The following is a 22,536-nucleotide window of genomic DNA, read 5'->3' as shown; positions in this document are numbered from 1 at the left end:
TTTCATTTCTTCTCAACACATAAACGATAACAGCATAGAAGTTTAATGTAAAAAGAGCGAAATGAATAGCGCATCCTTTTATGGTTGCTTATTAATCAACATTCAAATCTTGTATAATAGCATGTTTTGAGTTTTTTCTGTTGACACTATTTCTATACCAATAAGGGCGTGTTATTATGTATATCTGTTTGAAACATCTCTAAAGCAAAAAGACAGACAGTCATTGAGTGAGAAAACCTTATCTCTTCCCTTGTCATGCAGCTTTACAACTTTCAAATATATTAATATCTTTTAAGAATGAAGGTGAAGCTTTGCCTTTTGTTTCTCTCATTTTTATATATAAGTTCACATCCTTTATACAAAACAGAATATTTAGCTAAAATAATATGCTTTCTTATTCCTATTTTTATTTTAATGTCTCTAAGTCTACTTCACCATTGTATAGTTGAAAAGTACTTATGAAAATATTCTCACGATCGGTGTAAAATCTTATTAGACACGATTAACCTTCACTTAATAAAAGCTATTGTTCTATCATCTCCTAACTCCCAATGTTGCAACAGCCCTTTCATTTAGAGCATTCATAAGAAGCATGTTTACTGCTTTTTTAAAATTTTTTATCCATACGCTTCCCACTTGTGTCGTAAGTCAGTGGGTGATTTTGATTGCTTCAATGTCAAAAAGATTTCGAAAAAACTACATTTGAACTTTCATTAAAATTATAAAATGATAAATAGTCATTATAAACCAATATATTATATGAACAGAGCCCTTATAAAAAATCAGCTAAAGATCAAGGAGACTCTGATAATTTTATTCACTTTTGATGGTGGTGGTGGTGGAAAAGAACCAACGCGTTGAAGAGCTACCATAGCCAATCGATCAAGTTCTGGATCTCCAGCAGAAACGACGACGCGGCTGGAAAAAATACTCCCCCGTTCATGTACCCTAAATTCTAATTTCACCGTTCCTTTTGCTCGACTGATACGTTGTCCCACAACATAATTTTTTTGCTTTTCTAATTGCGACTGTACCTTTGCTAACCACTCCATTAACACCATATCTTCCAGCCCTGCTGTACTACCGCTCTGTCTGGCATTAAGTGAACGCACGGCCCTTACAGATGGCTTTTTTACAACTGTCTTTGGTATCCGTATCGTTTTTTTTTCAAATATTTTATCTTCTACTTTTTGAGGAAGAGATTCTTCCAAAGACTTTACTGTAAAATCATCTTTTTCTACGGTATGCTGGGACTCTTCTGGTTGAATGTCACCCACCGTTTCCGATATCTCTGGCTCTTGCTCAGAAAGATCTGGCTGCAATAGTTCTGATTTTGTGCTAACATTTGATAAATCTGTATTATGATCCAAATTTAACGAGTCTATATCAGCATCTAGATATATACTCTCTTGGGCAAGAGTTAGCATGACCGTCGACGAGAGCATACCATTACTGACACCAACCTTTCGAAAATAAAACTGCGCTCCCAATGCAATATGCAGAGACAGAGCACCAACAAATGCAATCATCCAAAGAGTTGATAACTGCCTCATATTTGCAAAATCCATCGTTTTTCCCGCCGCTATTCTAAGTACAATATTGGTATTTCATCTCATTAAAACAAGCTATTTTGAAATTGCAACTTTTTTCTTGACTGATTTTATCATGTTTAATATGGTTCCTCTGTGATTTTATATTTAAATCATCTCTGCTTGGTTGGCTAATTTTTGGTAGGGTTAAGTCAAGCATTTTTATATGTAAAATTTCAAGCTTAGAGAGGGGATGTTAAGAAAAAGGTTATAATGTGTTATGCAAATAAGACGGAAAAATATCCATAAAAGCTGTGTGATTTTAGGTGCGTTGTCGGTCTGTATACCTTCATTTGTTTTTGCACAAAACAGCGATAAGAATGTTGTGACTGAGCTCAAGCCAATCCTTATTAAAGGAAAAAAAGTAGAAGATTCTTCAAATTCAATAACTGTTCTGACTGATCGTAAAACCAACAAGAATATTGATGAAAAACAAATAACTGATGTTTATGATGTGAGTCGCCTTAATCCTTCTGTATCCTATAACTCAGAAAATAACAGTTTCGTTATTCGGGGTTTAGATGCAAACCGTGTTCTTACAACAATGGATGGTATTTCTCTTCCATGGTTTAATGATATATTCCGTGGTGGAGGTGGAAACACAACTTTTGATTTCAATGCTCTTTCTACGTTTGATACTATTCAAGGATCAGATTCCAGTCTTTATGGTTCTGGCGCCTTAGGGGGGGTGATTGCGTTGCGGACCCTTGATCCTGAAGACCTTATCGTGGAAGGAAAGAAATGGGGAAGCCTTATAAAAGGTGGTTATCATTCTATTGATAATAGCTGGCGCATTGATCAAGCTTTTGCTGTGCGTAATTACCGAACATTTTTGCTTTTCCAAGGATCTTATGTAGAGGGTCATGAGCGCAAAAATATGGGAACAGTGGGAGGATATGAAGAACGCACGCGTAAAAACCCTTCTCACTTTGATAAAAATAACTTGCTTTTTAAGATTCATCAATATTTGAGTGACAATCACCGGCTTGGTTTTACCGCAGAGCGTTTTGGTCATAACAGTAACACGCATGAATTAAATTCGTCTAAAAGGTATGCTCCAGGTTCTGTTTATGAGCGTGATGATAAGCTTCGTGAGCGTGTTTCTCTTTCTTATAATTATAAGGGTAATGGCGATGCGGTTCTTGATGCGTTTAGTGGGGTGCTTTATTGGCAAAGGCAATCAAGTCGTTACGTTATGACGGGCGTTCGTGTTTCAGCACCCAAAGGGGATTATTTAAGAGATAATTTCTTGCGTAATATTAATTATGGTTTCAATGCTGATGCATTTAAGAACGTGGATTTTGGCACTACAAACCATACGTTACGGTTTGCAACAAATGTTTCGTCATCTAAATTTCATCACTATTTGTTGGGTAAAGACAATTGTCATATAAAAGAATACGCGCGGGGATGTCTTTTTGTTCCTGCTAATCGATCAGATTCACCAGACACAAATGGTTACAATTTAGGCTTTGTTTTTGAAGATGAAATTGGTCTGGTTGATAATCGTTTTCGTGTAACACCAGGAATTCGGTATGATTGGTACAAATATGTTCCTCAGAAAACACCTGCTTATGAAAAAGCACTGATTTCTGATAAATTCCCTCCAGAAAGAAGTGGATCGCGCTTTTCTCCTAAATTGCGCGTGGAGTGGGATGTTCATAATCAAGTAACGCTCTATGCTCAGTGGGCTCAGGCTTTTCGTGCACCGCGTATTTCAGAACTTTATGTCTCTTATATCAAGCCTTCTGCTTACTACGTGAAAGGAAATCCTGATCTTCAACCAGAAACAAGCAATGGGTATGATGTTGGTCTACGGTATGGAAATGCAAATTTTGGTGGTTCCTTCAATGCCTTTATCAACCAATATAAGAACTTCATAGATACCGAGGATAGAGGGCCATCAGAAGAATTCAGATTTGCGCGTCGGCATTACATGAATCGTTTTCGCGTGCAAATTTTTGGTATTGAAACAAAAGCACATTTAAATCTTAAAAATGGTTTCCATGGCAATGTTTCTCTCGCTTATTCACAAGGAAAAGATCTTGATAAAAAGGAGTATCTTAACTCAATTCCTCCTTTAAAAGCAGTTATCGGCCTAGGGTATGCCAAAGAAGTTTGGGGAAGCGATATTATCCTTACTTTGGCAGCCAAACGTGACAAAGTCGCTAAAGAATCTGATTACCAAAAAACTCCAGGATATCATGTCGTTGATATGACAGGATGGTGGAAGCCATTCGGTGAAACAGGACCTGTTCTAAGAGCCGGTGTTTATAATCTTTTCAATACGAAATATTGGAATGCCTCTGAACTTCCTTCAGGGAAAAGTTCAACACCGAAAGATTATTATAGTCAGCCTGGTCGTAACTTTAAGGTGTCATTTGTACAAAAGTTTTAGTCACTTCTGTTAACTATTCGGTCAATAAAATCATATCGATAAAAGGATCAATTACTGTGTTTCTATTTTCAACATCTTTAAAATTACAAAGATTTGATAGAAGGTTTTTAATTCTTTCTGTTTTATCACTTTTTAATTGTCCGGCTGTTGGCGATAGAGCGTTATTTTGTGATAGATTGAACTCTTAAAAGAGTTTAATCTATTGCTTTGGAATTGTAAAATTTGAAAGTTAGTTTTTGAGTTAAGCATAAGGTAAAGTCATGGAACATACAGCTGAAATGATTCTTCGTTTGCGTGAAGAAAAAAAGGAAATGCGTAACCGTGATTTTGCGGTTTCGATTGGTATATCTGAAGCGGAACTTATTGCGGCCTATTGTAGCGTTGGAAAAGCAAAAAGACTACAAGTTGATGTTGCTACTCTCTTGGAGAGTGCTCCTCGACTTGGAACAGTTATGGTCTTAACACGAAACGAACATGCTGTTCACGAAATAACAGGACGTTTTGAAAAGATTGTTCAAAACGAGCATATTCCTATCACACTTGGTGAAATTGATTTGCGTATTTTTACAAAACAATGGAAGTTTGGTTTCGAATATGATGTTATTATTCGTGGAAAACCTACAAAAAGTCTACAATTCTTTGATCAACATGGCGTTGCTATTTTAAAGATCTATTCTAAAGATATGACAAATATGGAAGAGTGGAATGGACTTGTTGAAAAGCTCCTTCTTGAAGATCAGTCCTCTGCTCTTGACATTCTTCCCGTTTCCCTTCCAGTTCAATGTGATGTAACAAACTTAGATATTGAAGCTTTTCGGGATCGTTGGCGGAAAATGACAGATGTACATCAACTTCACAAAATTGTTTCTGAATTTAAAATTAATCGGCATCATGCTGTGAAATATGTTGGCAATGAATTTGCTGATGAATTACAGATAGATGCTGTTGAAATGATGCTTAACCAAGTCGCACAACAAGAACTGCCAATTATGTGTTTTGTTGGGAATAGAGGGTGTATTCAAATTTTTAGTGGGACTGTAAAGAATATTAAGCAAATGGGACCTTGGCTTAATGTTCTTGATCCAGGGTTTGATCTCCATTTACTTACGTCTGGGATTTCTCATGTATGGCATGTTCGCAAACCTACCCGTGATGGTTATGTTAGTTCACTTGAAGTTTTCGATAAAAATGATGAAATGATTGTTCAATTCTTTGGCTTGCGCAAAGAAGGTCAAAAAGAGCGTGAGGATTGGCGTTCTTTATTGAAGTCTCTTCCTCCCTATCAAGAATTAGTCGTCGCTTAGAAAGAGATAAAATATGCTTATACTTCTTTTGCACAGACGATTAAGGTTTTCTCTTCTTTTTATATTGTTTTCTCTTAGTTTCTTTTCTCACCATGTCACTGCTGAACCTACCACACATTTTTCTGAAAATGCACGAATTGTCTCTATTGGTGGTTCTCTGACGGAAATTGTTTATGCATTAGGAGCACAAAATCAACTTGTTGCCCGTGATAGTACAAGCGTTTATCCTAAAGAAGCCCTTAAACTTCCTGTGCTTGGCTATATGCGTGCTCTTTCACCTGAAGGTGTTTTGTCTCTTGCTCCAGAGGGAATCTTGCTCGTTGAAGGAAGCGGGCCTCCTTCAACAATTGAAATCCTCAAAAAAACATCAATCCCTATCGTGATCATACCTGAGAACTATTCTCGAGAAAGTGTCATAGAAAAAATTCACCTCGTTGGAAAAGCCATCCATCGTGAAGCACAAGCCGCTGCATTAATTCAAAAAGTGAGTCGTGATTTTGTAGATAATGATGCTCTTTTGGCAAAAGTAACGAAACCAAAGCGTGTCCTTTTTATTTTGTCCGTGCAAAATGGACGTGTTATGGCATCTGGAACAGATACAGCTGCTGATGGTATCATAAAACTTTCAGGTGCCATTAATGCCATTACTGATTATAAAGGGTATAAACTTCTCAATAATGAAGCGTTATTGAAAGCAAATCCTGATGCTATTTTGCTTATCACTCATAGTGGAAAATCTATTAATCTTGAAAAGCTTTTAGCTATACCAGCAATTCAAGCAACAACCGCCGCAAAAAATCATGCTATTAAACAAATGGATGCTATGTACCTCTTAGGATTTGGTCCACGCACTGCGTACGCATCAAGAGAACTTATTCATATGCTTTATGGTGCAAACCAAAACGATAAAAACGGATAAAATTGCTAGAGAAACCACCTATGGTTTATGCATCTGAAACAAAAAAAAATAAAAAAACAAATCGCGAGAGTTTGAGAAAAATACTCTTCTTAGGTCTAATAATATTCCTTATCTTCAGTATTTTAAGCGGACTTTTAAATGGTGCTTCAAATACTTCTCTCTTTGATTTTCTTTATAGCATATTTACGCAAGAATTTTCTGTCAGTAGTAAAACACGCAATTATCTCATATTTATTGATATAAGGTTTCCTCGTGTTATCTTAGGGCTATTGATCGGAGCAGCTTTGGCTGTCTCTGGTGTTCTGATGCAAGGACTTTTCCGTAATCCTCTTGCCGATCCTGGAATTGTAGGTGTATCAGCGGGAGCCGGTCTTGGTGCTGTTTTAGCAATTGTTGTAGGTTTTGTCTTTCCCGTTTCATTTGCACCTTTTCTAGAGCCGTACAAAGTTATCATAGGCGCTTTTTTTGGTGGGCTTTTGTCAACGATTATTCTCTACGTAATAGCAACGCATCATAGCTTTACCTCTATTGCAACGATGTTGCTTGCCGGTATTGCCCTTGGTGCCTTGAGCAGTGCAGTTGTCGGAACATTGATTTTTATCGCAAATGACCAACAATTACGCGATATCACTTTTTGGAGTCTTGGCTCTCTTGCGGGGGCGACATGGTTGAAAGTATGGCTTGTTCTCCCTTTCATCTTTATTGGTCTTCTTTTCTCCCCCTTTTTATCACGAGCACTTAATGCTCTTGCGCTTGGAGAAGCCGTTGCTGGTCATATCGGTTTTCCTGTTCAACGTGTTAAAAATATTGCTATTCCCCTTGTTGCTCTTATGTGTGGAAGTTCTGTTGCTGTCAGTGGTGGTATTGGTTTTATTGGTATTATTGTTCCTCATATTTTACGTCAGCTCATTGGTCCTGATCACCGCTATCTCATTCCTTATTCTGCTCTCTTGGGAGCAGCATTGCTTATTTTTGCTGATACATTTTCACGCTTAATCGTCGCTCCCGCAGAATTGCCAATTGGAATCGTAACAGCACTTTTTGGAGCCCCCTTCTTCCTGTGGATCCTTATATGCAAACGAGGAACAAACTTTTCATGATTGAAGCGACAAATATTTACGTTCAGCGTGGAAAGAAACAGATTCTTAACCACATTAATCTTCAAGCTAAAAGTGGAGCTTTTACCATCATTATTGGTCCTAACGGATCAGGAAAAAGTACTTTTGTCAAAGCATTGAGTGGAGAAATTCCTTACAGTGGGAAAATAACCTTAAATGGTTATGATGTACGCCAAACAAAGACTTATGAAATGGCAAAAATGCGCGCTATTTTACCACAATCAACAACGCTCGTATTCCCATTCTTAGTCCATGAAGTTGTAGGACTTGGCCTTTCTGTAAACCACATTGCCAAAGCCGAATTGCAAAATCTTATTCAAAAAGCTTTAGAGCGCGTTGACCTTTCTGATTATGGTAACCTGTATTATCACCAATTATCAGGTGGAGAACAGGCGCGTGTACAACTTGCGCGTGTTCTCTGCCAAATCTGGAAACCCGTTTATAAAGGAATTCCTTGTTGGATGATATTGGATGAACCTATTGCTAGCCTCGATATTCAACATCAAATTATTGTTATGGATATTGCAAAACAATTTGCTCATTCTGGTGGTGGTGTTCTTGCCGTTCTTCACGATCTCAATCTCGCTGCACATTATGCAGATAATATGATCTTGTTCAAGGAGGGAGAGGTTTATTGCGAAGGGAATGCTCCTGCCGTTTTGACAACACAAAATCTCCGCGATGTTTATCATTGCTCCTTAAACGTTTCTGAATTACCTAAAGAAGATATCCCGTTTATACTTCCTCAAAAGGCATCCTCCTATGAAATTAAATCCTAAAGCTATCGGCTGCAATCTAAAAATTAAAATCCACAGAAAAAATAAAACATGCAAATATTAAAAAGTCTGTTTTATTTTTAAATGAGCACCTCTCTATCATCTGTCATTTTAAAAAAGAAAATCCAACACACCATATTTTGTAAAAAACACCCTGTTTAAAATCTTTCAAGATTTTACGTAATTCAAAACACTTGAGATTTCATTTTGTATAATATCGATATGAACTCTCCTGCTTTTTCTATAACTTTATGTTTTTATAAACATAATCCAAGAAATATATACAAAATTGACATACAAATATTAATTTATAATATCTCTATAGTAAAAGCATATAAAATCATATTTTTTACTTTTCTCTCTTTATTTACAAATTGTTTTTTAACTCTCTCAAGTATTGTATAAATAAGATAGTTTTTTTCTTCACATGCATAGAAAATAACGCGGAACTCCTCCGCGTTAATAAAATTATCAGAGTGTATCGATTATTGATTACCCAATCATACTTATGATTTTATAGCGTAGACAACTGTTGTATTAATAGGGCGTGTTTCTGTCTCACCCGTATGGGAAAGAGTTATCTTGTGTGTATGGGCACCAGCAGAAGCTGTTGTTCCTTTTAGGGTTGTATTATAGGTATAATAATTCGGTAATCTCCCGATATTACCAGTTGGCCATCCAACTCCTTTATACTCAAAATCGTGCACATGTTCTCCTGATTCTTCAATGGTCCCAATATGCGTATGTGATTTTATGCTATCTTGTTGCTCATCAGCAAATTTTCTATTATCATCTAACCCCCGACCATCATCAAAGCCACGTAGAAACATGCCTCTAAAATCAGGAACTTTAAAAGTCGTATCGCTATCTTTTCCCCATTTATAACCTATAGCCTTAAATAATTGCGGATAATCTTCACGTTTATAAGCCGTACCATCACATAAAAGCCAACCATTCGGTATATTTTGCATAGCAAATGTTGCAATGAATCCAGCGGGAAAACTTTCTACCTTTGGTGGTGTAGGGTTTAATAAATACCAACCCTCATGCTCTTTTATTAAAGCACCACTATTATATACCATTTCATAAATGCCATCTGTTTGTAGCTCTCCACCTTCTAATGGTATAACCCCCACATCAGTAGCTTTATAGATAAACTTTTCTCCTATATTATTAACAGTTATTGTCGTCGTACCAATATTCACACCACGAGCTTTAAAACGAACAATAATATCATTGCTGTATTTTTTTATCGGTGAAACTGTCTTTAAGGTAATTAATGTTGTTTTATCTTCTGCATTTACCATAAAGTGTGAATCAATAGATCCACCATTATCTGCAAGATATTCACGCACACGCTGCATCATTGCTCGTGCACTATCATTGACAGAACTAGGTGGCTGACCTTCTGCCCAATTAATGATATTATCTGAATGAGCATTTTCATCAGCTTTTAGCGACCAATCGTAAATATTAGACATTATAAATCCCCCATTATTTTCATCGTTTTTCTAATAATTTCTCGTTCTGTGTTCTAAAATGTGCCCGCCGCATTAGTACATCATAACCACTGCACCATCCGTATTTTACGTATTTTTTCTCTCTTCACCTTCCCATTTAATAAGCTCATTTCATCAAACTTTTTTTCATAACATCAGTCTTAATGTTTCCACTTCTAATGTGTAATGTAGCCTCATCTGATATTATTTGTATCTTGTTTTGTTACTTAGCTATTGATTACATAGTTTTATCTTCAAATCCTGTATCTTATTGTAAAGTTTACAAATACTGTTCAAATTTTCCCTTACGATGGGTTTTATATAACCATTATTAAATGTAATAATTTGTCATCTGCATAGAAAGTCACTGATTTAAATTTTTAATGAAATATTCTATTTTTTTCAGCATGTTAAGTCTGTCTTTTGACTTTGATTTGTATTTAAAGAAATCAAAAACTAGCTTCAAATTCTCTGCATGCCCCGTTCTATTTTTATTTACATGCATATACTTTGCTCTATTCTATTTAATTTATTCCTGAAATTGTGCTATGAGATCAACATCAATGTTTTTTGAATAGACTTCTTCCCAACCTCAATGTATTATAGAGAATATATTCGATATGATAATTTTTCATATTTTTAGTGAACTGAAATACTCAGAAAATACCACAGAATTCCCTCAATTCTGAAGATCTCCCTTGTTCTGGATGTTAAAAAATATAACCTCATCTCGGATCTTTTATGAACACACACCGTCGGTTTTTAAAATCCAACCCTCCGTAATCGCTTGCCTCCTCCAACATTTAGAACGGCTCTCTCGGTGTGTATATTTTATTATAGGTATATTTTTTTTGCAAGAACAATAAATCCTTCTAAACAACATCTTGCAATTATTGATATCTCTTTAATTCATTGAAATATAAAATGAGTATTCTAAAAACTATTTTGCTAACTCATCTGCCTTATCAATCGAAATAAAAAATACCCCTTTGATTTAACATTTGCTATCCCCGCAGCTATCAAAGATAACTTCTTAATATTATCGTTTATCACTTCACAAGACCACTTTTATTCTTAAAAAATACACCAAAATCGTTAAAAATATATCTTTGTGATTGACAATGTCCGTATTTAAGCCAATCATATCGGTGCTAACAAAAGTGTTTACATGGGGGAGCGTGAGATATTATTTAGATATCGCATTAATCTTTTCAAAATAAATTTTCTTAAGCTTTATTAAAGATCGCTTACTATAAAAGTCTTATAAGCATTTCTTCATTCAAGAGTATGTAATTGATTATTTGAATATATCCCATGATACCTTAGTTTTTGAACTCTGTGTTTAGAAGGAAAAAATTTGTGCCGAAAAATATTCCATTAATCAGTTGCTGCCCCTTTCCCGCCTCACGCAAAATTTATCAACAGAGTCCTCTTTTTTCTGATGTGCATGTTCCATTGCGTGAAATTTCGTTGACTGATGATAGTGGTGAAAAACCTTTAAATGTCTACGATACTTCTGGTCCCTATACCGATAAAGATGCAATCATTGATATTACAAAAGGTTTACCTGCGATTGGCTCATCTTGGCTCTTTCAGCGTGCTGATACTGAATCTTACCCTGCGCGCCCAATTAAACCTGAAGATAATGGATTAACGAGCTCTCCTATACCAGAATTTGAACAAAAACGTCCTATTTTACGAGCCAAAAGTGGCAAAGAAATTACACAAATGGCATATGCACGCGCAGGTATTATTACCGCCGAAATGGAATATGTTGCTATACGTGAAAATGAAGGGCTAGCAATAAAAAACCAACAAAAAGTGCACTCAAATATATCGGGTGGAGAAATACCAGAAATTTACACTGCGGAATTCGTTCGGAATGAAATTGCAAACGGACGAGCCATTATTCCGCAAAATATCAACCATCCAGAATGCGAACCAATGATTATTGGACGTAATTTTCGTGTTAAAATTAATGCCAATATTGGTAATTCAGCGGTAACCTCATCAATGTCAGAAGAAGTTGATAAAATGGTTTGGGCTATTCGTTGGGGGGCCGATACAGTTATGGATCTCTCAACAGGGCGTAATATTCACAATATTCGTGAGTGGATTATTCGAAATTCTCCTGTCCCCATCGGAACTGTTCCTCTTTATCAAGCACTCGAAAAGGTACAAGGTATTGCTGAAAATTTAACATGGGATATTTTTCGCGATACTCTTATAGAACAAGCAGAACAAGGCGTTGATTATTTCACCATTCATGCAGGATTAAGATTAGCATTTATTCCTATGACCATTGATCGTGTAACAGGTATCGTTTCACGAGGCGGTTCCATTATGGCAAAATGGTGTCTCCATCATCACAAAGAAAGCTTTCTCTACGAACATTTTGATGAAATTTGTGATATTGCAAGAACATATGATATTTCTCTTTCATTAGGAGATGGATTACGCCCTGGCTCTATTGCCGATGCCAATGATGAAGCACAATTTGCCGAACTTAAAACGTTAGGAGAATTGACAAAAATTGCTTGGGAAAAAAATGTACAGGTTATGATTGAAGGACCGGGACATGTCCCAATGCACAAAATTAAAGAAAATATGGAACAACAACTCTATCTCTGTCATGAAGCCCCTTTTTATACTTTGGGACCTCTTACAACGGATATTGCTCCTGGTTATGACCATATTACATCAGCAATTGGTGCTGCTATGATTGGGTGGTTTGGAACTGCTATGTTGTGCTATGTAACACCTAAAGAACATTTAGGACTTCCTGATAAAAATGATGTTAAAACGGGAGTTATCACTTATAAAATCGCCGCTCATGCTGCTGATCTTGCAAAAGGTTTACCCAGAGCGCAGTTACGCGATAATGCTCTTTCACGTGCACGATTTGACTTTAGATGGCATGATCAATTCAACTTATCTCTTGATCCAGAAACAGCTTGTAGCTTTCATGATGAAACATTGCCTAAAGATGCCCATAAATTGGTGCATTTTTGTTCTATGTGTGGACCCAAATTCTGTTCTATGCGTATTTCCCATGATATTCGTGATGCTGCAGTACTCCAAAAAACAAAAGGTGAAGGTATGGTTGCTATGGCTGAAAAATATCAAGAAAGTGGAGATCTTTATGTTGATATTGCTCAAAAAAAGAGAGTAAATAGTTGAGGAATATTCTTATCAAAGGTGCGGGCGTTGCTGGTTTAACCGTTGCTTTTATGTTACGACAAAAAGGCGCTCGTGTTACTGTATCGGCTCCTCGACATTCTCCTATAGGATCATCCAGTTGGTATGCAGGAGGAATGCTCGCTCCTTATTGTGAAAAAGAAAACACTGAACAGATTGTTGAAGACCTTGGTGTACAAGCTATACAATGGTGGCGCAAAACATTTCCAGATCTTGTTACACAAAAAGGTACCTTAGTGGTTGCTCCTACACGCGATAGAGGGGAACTTGAACGATTTTCACTTCGCACCCATCATCATAGAACCATAAATCGCACAGAAATAGCCCATCTGGAACCAGATATTGCTGAACATTTTGACTATGCGCTTTTTTATGAAAGTGAAGCTCACCTTGATCCTCGTAAAACACTCATCGCTTTAAAAGAACACCTGATAAAAAATGGTGCATGTTTTGTTGATGTCAAAACATCTGAAACAGATTTTGATATGATCATTGATGCAACAGGAATAGCACGTTTAGGAAAAGATAAAAATATACGGGGAGTGCGCGGTGAAATGCTGCTCCTACGCAGTAGGGATATTAAACTTTCCCGCCCAATTCGTCTTCTTCATCCACGGTTTCCACTCTATGTTGTTCCACGGCAAGATGGTATTTTCATGATTGGTGCAACAATGATTGAAAGTGACTTTGGAGGTCCAATCTCTGTGAGGTCCATGATGGAATTGCTCAACGCTGCCTATACATTGCATCCTGCTTTTGCTGAAGCAGAAATTATTGAATCCGGCGTTGGAGTTCGTCCAGCTTATCCTGATAACTTCCCTTCTGTATGCAAATATGGTAATCATATTTCTGTGAATGGATTTTATAGACATGGTTTTCTTTTGTCTCCAGAAATGGCAAAACGAGCAATGAAATTGGCATTGGAATAAAACATGCAAATATTTGTTAATGGTGAAACAATTCAAACAGAAACCTCTTTTCTTAGTCTCTTGCTTGTGGAATTGGGGTATGAAGGGAGTTGGCTAGCAACTGCTGTTAATGCTGAAGTTATTCCTGTAGAGGCGCGCGATCAATTTATTTTACATGAAGGAGATAAAGTTGAAATTTTAAGCCCAATGCAAGGAGGCTAATATTCATGTTGAATCTTTATGGACGTGAATTCTCGTCCCGTCTTATGTTAGGTACAGCGCAATATCCTTCTCCCGCTATCCTTCGTGATGCTATTCATAAATCAAATACAGAAATTGTAACCGTTTCATTGCGTCGAGAAAGTGCAGGTGGAAAACAAGGAGGGAAGTTTTGGCAATTTCTTCAAGAACTCGATATAGCAATACTTCCTAATACTGCTGGTTGTTATACTGTTAAAGAAGCCGTAACGACAGCCCATTTAGCTCGTGATCTCTTTAAAACCTCTTGGATTAAACTCGAAATTATCGGTAATGCAGATACCTTACAACCCAATATTTTTTCTTTAATTGAAGCAGCAAAAATTTTAAACAGCGAAGATTTCAAAATTTTTGCCTATACGACCGATGATCTCATTGTTGCTGAAAAACTCTTAGATGCTGGTTGCCGTGTCATTATGCCTTGGTGTGCCCCTATTGGATCCGCCAAAGGACCTCACCATACCGATGGACTACGCTCTATCCGTGCTTATCTTCCTGATGTTACTCTCGTTATTGATGCTGGCATTGGGCGCCCATCCCATGCTGCTGTTGCTATGGAACTCGGTTATGATGCAGTTCTTCTCAATACGGCAGTTGCTAAAGCAGGTGATCCTGTCTTGATGGCTGAAGCGTTTTCCAAAGCTATTCAAGCAGGACGTATGGGGTATAAAGCAGGTATTCTCGAAGCACGCAATGTCGCAGTTCCTTCAACCCCCGTCATTGGTAAAGCGGTATTTTGATGAAGTTGGATCCCTTTTACCTCATCGTTGACAGCGCTGATTGGGTTGAACGTTTGATTCCTCTTGGTGTTAAACTCATACAATTGCGTATGAAAGATGAAGATTTTAAAACAATCAGTCAACATATTAAGCGCGCAAAAAATATATGTGATAAATGGGGCGCACAATTAATTGTTAATGATCACTGGAGCATCGCTATCGATGAAAAATGCAATTTTATTCATCTTGGGCAAGAAGATCTAAGCAATGCTGATCTTCCTGCAATTCGTAAAAATGGTATAAGATTTGGTCTTAGCACCCATGATGAAGATGAATTGGATACCGCACTCTCTGTTCATCCTGACTATATCGCTCTTGGTCCTATTTATCCGACAATCTTAAAAAAAATGAAATGGATGCCGCAAGGACTAGAAAAAATTAAACAATGGAGAAAGCGGATTGGTCATTTACCTTTCGTTGGCATTGGTGGTTTAACGCCAGAACGTGCAATAGATGTTTTGAAAGCGGGCGCCAATAGCGCGGCTGTTGTCACCGACATTATCCTTCATAAAAAACCAGAAGAGCGCGTACAACAATGGATCAAGGTAACCCAACCATGGCGTTGACACCTTCTATTCTTATTGTCGCAGGCACTGATCCAACAGGAGGTGCTGGCATTGTTCGTGATATAGAAACAGCTGCACATTTTCACATTAAAGCAAACTTAGCCATCACTTGTGTGAATGTACAAGATGATCATCACGTCGCTGAAATCGTGCCTATGAATGAGAAACTTATCGCCGCACAAATGCGCATAGCCTTAGAAGCTCATCCTATCAGCGCAATAAAAATTGGTATGACAGGAAATCAAGCAATTATAGCAGCAATTTGTCATGTCCTCGAAGATTACCCCCATATTCCGGTTATTCTTGATCCTGTACTGGTTGCCTCATCAGGAGGAAAACTAACAACGGAAAAAATCATAGAAATTATGATAAATAAGCTTCTCCCATATGTTACTCTTTTGACACCAAATAGAGATGAACTCGCTCTTCTTAGCCAAACCCCACTGACATCTCATCATGAAGAGACAATACAACAAGCAAAAAAACTTTTGTCATTGGGAGCTCGCTCTATTTTAGTAAAAGGTGGACATGCAGAGGGATCTCTTGCAATTGATAGCTTCATTGACAAAACTGAAGTCATCAATATTTCTGCTCCACGTTTAAAAGGAACAATGCGTGGAACAGGTTGCATTCTCTCAACTGCTATTGCAGCTCATTTGGCACTCAATGAATCTCTTATTTCAGCTGTAAAAAAAGCAAAAGCATATACCCACACATTGCTTTTAACCCATTGTAAAAATAGTTTTTAAATAATACTAGATTATATAAAAGTAATATTTATGTATTTTATCTTATTTAAATAAAAATATTATTATTCACATCACTTGCATTCAATAGAGAATTCTTTTATCATGAAGAGATTATTCTGTTTAAAAAGTTTAAATCGTGCGATTTGAATAAATTATACATTTTAAAATGTCTATAATCACAAATATCTGTATTTGATGGTTTGTCTTTTTTGTGAAAAGAGAAAATACTGTCGGCGTTTTTATGCACGAATAAACATATTTATAAAACTTGAAGAATAATTTTGTTTGATCTATAATTGTCAGATCATTAGAAAAAATAAAATGTTCAATCAAACTCTGTGCCCAATTTCCTATGAAGAACTCTTAAGCTTTTATAAAGAAAGTGGTGCGGATGCTGTCTTGGCAGATTTACCTATTGATCGTTTTAAGCAATCTGCTTCTTCAGAGAAAAAGTCAACGCCTGTTGTTAACGCTTCTCATCATCAACAAACATCCCCCAAAACATCCCCAACCATAAAATTAGATCATCACCCGCTGCATAACTCTAGGGCTATACAAAACGAACCTACAGCTGTAGAGAGTGCAAAAAATGCAAAAACACTTGATGAATTAAAATCTGCTCTCCTTGCATTTAATGGCTGTTCATTAAAATTGACAGCAAAAAACACCTGTTTTTCAGATGGAACAGCAGGAAGTCCCCTGATGCTCATAGGCGAAGCCCCAGGACGAGAAGAGGATATACAGGGTATTCCTTTTGTGGGAAAAGCAGGAATGTTACTGAATAAAATTCTCGCATCAATTGGCTTAACAAGAAATAATGTGTACATCGCCAACACTATTCCTTGGCGTCCACCAGGAAATCGTACACCAACACCAAGAGAGGTCGCCTTGTGCCGCCCTTTCATTGAACGACACATTCATTTAGCGCGTCCTCGTGTTCTTGTAGCACTAGGAGGCGTTGCTGCACAGTTTCTTACCGGATCTCAAAACGGAATCATCCGAACGCGAGGCAAATGGTATATTTATGAAAGTGAGGATAATATAAAAATACCTGTCATGCCAACTTTCCATCCTGCCTATCTTCTTAGAACCCCTAGTCAAAAGAAGCTTACATGGATAGACTTCTTAGAAGTAAAAAGTCGCCTCGATAGCCTTTTGTAATTCATCCTATCTTGCTTCTAAAATTAAATACCTTCTTTAACTCTTAAAATATGAATGTGAAAACTATGGAACAGCCAACAACATCTATGTATCGTTTGGAAGATTACCAACCAACCCCTTATACTATCCCCAAAACACAACTTTCTTTCCAATTGGCACCAACAAAAACCTATGTTAGCGCCCTATTGTCCATTGAACCCCGTTACGATACAAAAGAATTCACACCTCTTGTACTTTCTGGAGATGACCTTACTTTAATTTCTGTTGCGATTAATGGTGAGATATTAGCCCCAAACACTTATAAAGTTACGCCTTCACATTTAGAAATTACAATGCCACCAGCGGTTCCTTTTACATTGAAATTAGTTACGGAAGTGAATCCTGAAAGTAACCGCCAACTCATGGGGCTTTATCTTTCAAATGGTGTTTATTGCACACAATGCGAATCGGAAGGTTTTCGTCGTATGACTTATTTTTATGACCGTCCAGATATTCTTTCTACCTATAAAGTGAAAATTGAAGCAGACTCACAAACAATCCCAGTCTTGCTTTCAAACGGTAATCTGGTGGAAACTGGAACTTTAGAGAATAATCGCCATTTTGTCGTTTGGGAAGATCCTTATCCTAAACCATCTTATCTCTTTGCTTTAGTAGGTGGTGATCTTGATAAGTTAGAAGACCATTTTACAACTGTATCTGGACGACGTATCGAGCTTGGTATCTATGTGGAAAAAGGAAAAACAAAACGTGCAACCTATGCAATGGATGCTCTCAAACGTTCCATGCGTTGGGATGAACAATGTTTCGGGCGTGAATATGATCTTGATGTTTTCAATATTGTTGCTGTTTCAGACTTTAACATGGGGGCAATGGAAAACAAAGGACTTAACATTTTTAATGATAAATATGTTCTTGTCGATCCCGAAACAGCAACCGATCATGATTATAGAAATGTTGAACGCGTCATTGCCCATGAATATTTCCATAATTGGAGTGGTAATCGTGTTACCTGTCGCGATTGGTTTCAACTCTGTTTAAAAGAAGGATTCACTGTTTATCGTGATCAGGAATTTTCATCAGATCAAAATGTACGCAGCCTACAGCGAATTGAAGATGTAAAAACATTAAAAGCGATGCAATTTGCCGAAGATGCAGGACCTCTTGCTCATCCTGTTCGTCCTCGTCAATATAGCCAAATTAATAATTTTTACACCACAACGGTTTACGAAAAAGGTGCTGAAGTTGTTCGCATGATACGAACGATTTTAGGTCCCTCTCTGTTTCGTAAAGGCACTGATCTTTATTTTCAACGTCATGATGGACAAGCTTGTACAATTGAAGATTTTATCACTTGTTTTGCTGAAGTGTCTGGCCAAGACTTCTCCCAATTCATGCTGTGGTATGAACAAGCTGGAACTCCTAATGTAGAAATCGATAGTCATTATAGTGATGGAGTTTTAACAATTCATGCAAAGCAACATATTCCCACAACTCCACAACAAAATACAAAAAAGCCCATGCTCATCCCTATTGTATTTGGCTTGTTAGGATCTAACGGGGAAAAGCTCACTTATGAAGCGGATACAGGTATTCAATCAGATATTATGCTTTTATCTGAGGAAAGCCAAACCTTTACATTAACAAGCCTTCGTGAAAAACCCATTTTATCACTCCTGCGAGATTTTTCTTCGCCAATCATTCTACACACGCCATTCAATGAAAGTGAACTTATTTTTCTTGCACAACATGATGACAATCACATCAATCGCTGGCAATCTCTTAATCAGTTAATGACACAAGCTTTAATTCAAAGCATTCAAGATAAGACACAGACAACAGTAACACTCCCCTCTGCTTTGCTAGAGCTGATTGAAAAAATTATAACAGATGAAAACTTAGAGTCTGAGTTTCGTGCCTTCTGTTTAAATTTACCTAGTGAAGTTGAGCTTGCGCATACAATCGGTAAAAATATTGATCCAGATCGTATTCATTATATCCGCAATCAGTTTTTAGCTTCCCTTGCACAAACACATCAAAAGCTCTTAACAAAATTTTATGAGCAAATGCAAACCCAAGAACCCTATTCTCCCAATACCGTACAAGCTGGAAAGCGAGCATTTAAGAATATAATATTGGATTATCTTTCCATTGCTGAGAACAATCCAAATCGTGCAGCGACACAATATGCAACAGCTGATAATATGACTGACCGAATGGCGAGTATTGCTGTTCTCGTAAAGCATTTTAATGAAAGTGAGCAGGCACAAAATGCCTTAAATGACTTCGAAAACCGCTATCGGCATGACCCTTTGGTCATGGATAAATGGTTTTCTGTTCAAGCAATGGTTGCTGGCGCAGAAACACTCGAGAATGTTAAAAAGCTCATGCACCACCCGCTGTTTTCAAAAGATAATCCTAATCGTGTACGGTCCCTGATCGGTGTCTTTGCATCTCACAACCCCACAGGCTTCAACAGGATGGATGGAGCATCTTATCATTTTCTTTGCCAAATCATTTTGGAAATTGACAAAAAAAATCCACAGCTCGCTTCACGATTATTAACAATGATGCGCTCTTGGCGACAATTAGAACCCATTCGGCAACAAAAAATTGAAGCTGAATTAAAAACGATTGCTGCTGCGCCAAAATTATCAAGCGATGTGTCTGATATCATAAATCGTCTGCTTGCTTAAAACAAAAAATTATTTTAAATCAATATTCTATAATATTTTTAAAATAAATTCTATAAACACATCGACCATCATTAAACCAATAAACAGGCAATCTAAGCCTGTTTATTGGTCATGTTTCAAATACCTTTTCCTTTTCATATTCCACATTCATAAAAGTAAAATACTTTTTTTTAAAAAAAAGACTGGACAGAAGACTCCTGTTTTGATTCATTGCATTCTCATGGGGTTTATTCATGAAGATCGAAGCAGTTTTTAAATCACATTATTCCGGAATTAAAGGAACAAGAGATGACTAAATTGGACGCATATAATGCGCCAACGGAGATATATGCTGATTCAAAATCGAGCGCTCAAAGTCATAAAGCGCAGACAAAACCTACTCATCTGCTTTCTGGCTTTGCCTATAAAAAACTTCTCTTTATTGAACCTTGGTTACGACGCTCACTTCCTTTTATCGTTGTCGCATTTCTTATTATCCTTGCAGCAATTCGTTTTGTATCAGTCTATGATTGGCGCAATACAATTGATAAAAACACGCGTTCTACCATTGCTCTCTTAGCTTCTCATATTACCAATACTCTTGATCGTGACTTATTGGCTGTTTCTCAGAAAGGAAAAGGCTCTGCCCTTTCTCATAATCACTTACAAAATATTCTCGCCACTTTTCGCAATCAAGATCTTATTAATCCCAGCACGCTGATTGCCATTGTTGATCAAAAAGGCAATGTCTTGGCTTCATCCAGTTCAGAAATCGTCTTAGGAAAACCTTTGCAAGATTTTATCTCTGATAGCATTGCTTTGCAATCTCTTGGACAAGACGCTGGAATTATGAAAATCACAATAGGCAAAGATACCCCTGCTCTTGCCTCATTTCACCAAACAGAAAACGGGCAATATGGCGTATTTATTAGTGAAAAGATACAAGATAGCGCTATGAAATGGCGCAAATTTTTTTCGCTTAATATAACCCTCTTCATCGGAACAAGCGGTATTATTCTTGTTCTTCTTTATGCTTATTATAATCAACTTTTACGAGCGCGTAAGACAGATCTTGTTTCAGAAAAAATTCAAAATCGTATTGATATGGCAATGATGCGTGGGCGTTGCGGATTATGGGATTGGAATATGGCAAGTGGGCGCGTCTATTGGTCACGAGCAATGTACGAAATGCTTGGCTATGTCCCTCAAGATGCATTGCTCTCAATTTCACAAATTAGCGCCATTATCAATCCAAATGATGCTAATTTTTTTGACCTCGCTCAAGAATTAATGGGAGGCAAAAAAAAGCATATTGATATCAATGTTCCCATGCGTCATGCTGATGGTCATTATGTATGGATGCGACTTCGCGCTGAAGTTACTGAAGAAGAAGAACCTCATTTGGTTGGTATTTCTTTCGACATTAGTGAACAGCAACAACTGGCTGAACAAACAGCGCAAGCCGACCTTCGCATCCGTGATGCAATTGAAAATATTTCAGAATCTTTTGTCTTGTGGGATGCTGAGGGACGTTTAGTCATGTCCAACAGCAAATTTTGCGAATATGCCGCTATTCCTAAACAAATTCTACAATCAGGAATCCAACGTGCGACCGTCGAAGCTATGGCCCGCCCTGCACTCAGTGAATATCCTCTTAAAGATGATGGTACCGGTAACTTAACCAGCATTCGCCAAACAGCAGATGGTTATTGGCTTAAAATTAATGAACGGCGAACTCAAGATGGAGGATTGGTTTGTATTGGTACTGACATTTCTGAACTTAAACAACAACAAGAAAAATTTGAAGACAGCGAAAGACGTCTTTTTTCTTTCATTCAAGAACTCAAACGCACGAGAGGAAATGCTCAACAACGTGCAACAGAAGTTGAAAAGCTTAATAAAAGTCTGAAAGAAGAAAAAGAACGTGCCGAAAGTGCGAATAAGGCTAAATCAGAATTTTTAGCCAATATGTCTCATGAATTGCGCACTCCATTGAATGCTATTCTCGGCTTTTCAGATATCATGTTGCAATCGACTTTCGGCCCTCTTGGTTCACAACGCTATAAGGAATATATGCATGATATTTACAATTCAGGGACCCATCTTCTAACCCTTATCAATGATATCCTTGATATGTCAAAAATCGAAGCTGGAAGATTTACACTTGATTGTAAAAATACCGATCTTGAACCCATCATTAGTGAAGCAGTCCGAACACTAACGCCTCAAGCTCAAGAAAAAAATATTGCTGTTACAACAAATATCACCCCAGAGCTTCATGCTGAAGTTGATGGGCGTGCAATGAAACAAATTTTCCTTAATCTCATCTCTAATGCCGTTAAATTTACGCCTTCTGGTGGAAGTATTGATGTCTGCGCTTTCAAGAAAAAAAATAATCTTATTTTTAAAATTACAGATACTGGTGTTGGTATTCCGCAATCAGCCATCAAAAAACTTGGACAACCTTTTGAACAAGTTGAAAATCAGCTTACTAAATCTCATACGGGATCGGGTCTTGGGTTGGCTATTTCACGCTCTTTGTTAGAACTCCATAAAGGGAAACTTGAAATTACGTCAAAAGAAATGAAAGGAACAACGGTAACGATTATAATGCCCATCACACAAAGTTAAATTTGTTTTTA

At 37.2% G+C, this 22,536-nt stretch carries 16 protein-coding genes; 14 read left to right on the top strand and 2 right to left on the bottom strand.

Features of this window, described 5'->3' with window-relative positions:
• Positions 1-782 precede the first annotated feature (782 nt).
• Positions 783-1,568, bottom strand: a complete 786-nt coding sequence (locus B5V81_RS02960) for an energy transducer TonB family protein (RefSeq protein WP_212112045.1) — start codon at positions 1,566-1,568, stop codon at positions 783-785.
• A gap of 241 nt (positions 1,569-1,809) precedes the next feature.
• On the opposite strand from B5V81_RS02960, the gene B5V81_RS02955 reads away from it, so the two are divergent.
• From B5V81_RS02955 to B5V81_RS02935, 5 genes are all read left to right on the top strand, one after another.
• A complete protein-coding gene (locus B5V81_RS02955) occupies positions 1,810-3,987 on the top strand; it encodes a TonB-dependent hemoglobin/transferrin/lactoferrin family receptor (protein ID WP_212112044.1) in 2,178 nt (725 codons plus the stop codon).
• Between the two features lie 260 nt (positions 3,988-4,247).
• On the top strand, positions 4,248-5,291 hold the full coding sequence (locus B5V81_RS02950; protein ID WP_212112043.1) for a hemin-degrading factor: 1,044 nt from the start codon (positions 4,248-4,250) through the stop codon (positions 5,289-5,291).
• Positions 5,292-5,304: 13 nt separating this feature from the next.
• On the top strand, positions 5,305-6,210 hold the full coding sequence (locus tag B5V81_RS02945; protein ID WP_212112041.1) for a heme/hemin ABC transporter substrate-binding protein: 906 nt from the start codon (positions 5,305-5,307) through the stop codon (positions 6,208-6,210).
• A 20-nt stretch (positions 6,211-6,230) separates the two neighbouring features.
• Positions 6,231-7,310 (top strand): FecCD family ABC transporter permease, encoded by a 1,080-nt coding sequence (locus B5V81_RS02940; protein WP_212112039.1) that lies wholly within the window; start codon positions 6,231-6,233, stop codon positions 7,308-7,310.
• Complete coding sequence (locus B5V81_RS02935; RefSeq protein WP_212112037.1) at positions 7,307-8,107, top strand: heme ABC transporter ATP-binding protein; 801 nt, start codon at positions 7,307-7,309, stop codon at positions 8,105-8,107. The genes B5V81_RS02940 and B5V81_RS02935 overlap by 4 nt, the downstream gene beginning before the upstream one ends.
• A 503-nt stretch (positions 8,108-8,610) precedes the next feature.
• Here B5V81_RS02935 and bgtC read toward each other — a convergent pair.
• A complete protein-coding gene (bgtC, locus tag B5V81_RS02930) occupies positions 8,611-9,585 on the bottom strand; it encodes a gene transfer agent tail collar protein BgtC (RefSeq protein WP_212112035.1) in 975 nt (324 codons plus the stop codon).
• A 1,377-nt stretch (positions 9,586-10,962) separates the two neighbouring features.
• Here bgtC and thiC point away from each other — a divergent pair.
• The 9 genes from thiC to B5V81_RS02885 all read left to right on the top strand — a co-directional run bounded on the left by thiC (position 10,963) and on the right by B5V81_RS02885 (position 22,525).
• A complete protein-coding gene (gene thiC / locus B5V81_RS02925; RefSeq protein WP_212112033.1) occupies positions 10,963-12,783 on the top strand; it encodes a phosphomethylpyrimidine synthase ThiC in 1,821 nt (606 codons plus the stop codon).
• Positions 12,780-13,730, top strand: coding sequence for an FAD-dependent oxidoreductase (locus B5V81_RS02920; protein ID WP_212112031.1), 951 nt, complete (start codon positions 12,780-12,782; stop codon positions 13,728-13,730). Before thiC ends, B5V81_RS02920 begins: the two co-directional genes overlap by 4 nt.
• Before the next feature lie 3 nt (positions 13,731-13,733).
• Positions 13,734-13,931 (top strand): sulfur carrier protein ThiS, encoded by a 198-nt coding sequence (thiS, locus tag B5V81_RS02915; RefSeq protein WP_039759793.1) that lies wholly within the window; start codon positions 13,734-13,736, stop codon positions 13,929-13,931.
• A gap of 5 nt (positions 13,932-13,936) precedes the next feature.
• Positions 13,937-14,707 (top strand): thiazole synthase, encoded by a 771-nt coding sequence (locus B5V81_RS02910; protein ID WP_212112029.1) that lies wholly within the window; start codon positions 13,937-13,939, stop codon positions 14,705-14,707.
• The gene (locus B5V81_RS02905) at positions 14,707-15,312 is read left to right on the top strand and encodes a thiamine phosphate synthase (protein WP_212112027.1); all 606 of its coding nucleotides are present in this window, start codon (positions 14,707-14,709) and stop codon (positions 15,310-15,312) included. Before B5V81_RS02910 ends, B5V81_RS02905 begins: the two co-directional genes overlap by 1 nt.
• Positions 15,303-16,061, top strand: a complete 759-nt coding sequence (locus B5V81_RS02900; protein ID WP_212112135.1) for a hydroxymethylpyrimidine/phosphomethylpyrimidine kinase — start codon at positions 15,303-15,305, stop codon at positions 16,059-16,061. Before B5V81_RS02905 ends, B5V81_RS02900 begins: the two co-directional genes overlap by 10 nt.
• Before the next feature lie 321 nt (positions 16,062-16,382).
• Complete coding sequence (locus B5V81_RS02895) at positions 16,383-17,222, top strand: uracil-DNA glycosylase (RefSeq protein ID WP_212112025.1); 840 nt, start codon at positions 16,383-16,385, stop codon at positions 17,220-17,222.
• Positions 17,223-17,287: 65 nt separating this feature from the next.
• Complete coding sequence (gene pepN / locus B5V81_RS02890) at positions 17,288-19,915, top strand: aminopeptidase N (RefSeq protein ID WP_212112022.1); 2,628 nt, start codon at positions 17,288-17,290, stop codon at positions 19,913-19,915.
• A 288-nt stretch (positions 19,916-20,203) separates the two neighbouring features.
• Positions 20,204-22,525 carry an ATP-binding protein gene (locus B5V81_RS02885; RefSeq protein WP_212112020.1) on the top strand — a complete coding sequence of 774 codons (2,322 nt, stop codon included), beginning with the start codon at positions 20,204-20,206 and terminating at the stop codon, positions 22,523-22,525.
• Positions 22,526-22,536 lie beyond the last annotated feature (11 nt).

It is taken from the genome of Bartonella queenslandensis (genome assembly GCF_018155095.1).
GTDB lineage: Bacteria > Pseudomonadota > Alphaproteobacteria > Rhizobiales > Rhizobiaceae > Bartonella > Bartonella queenslandensis_B.
The sequence above is the reverse complement of the archived record's forward strand: the minus strand, read 5'-3'. Positions and strand labels throughout refer to the sequence as shown.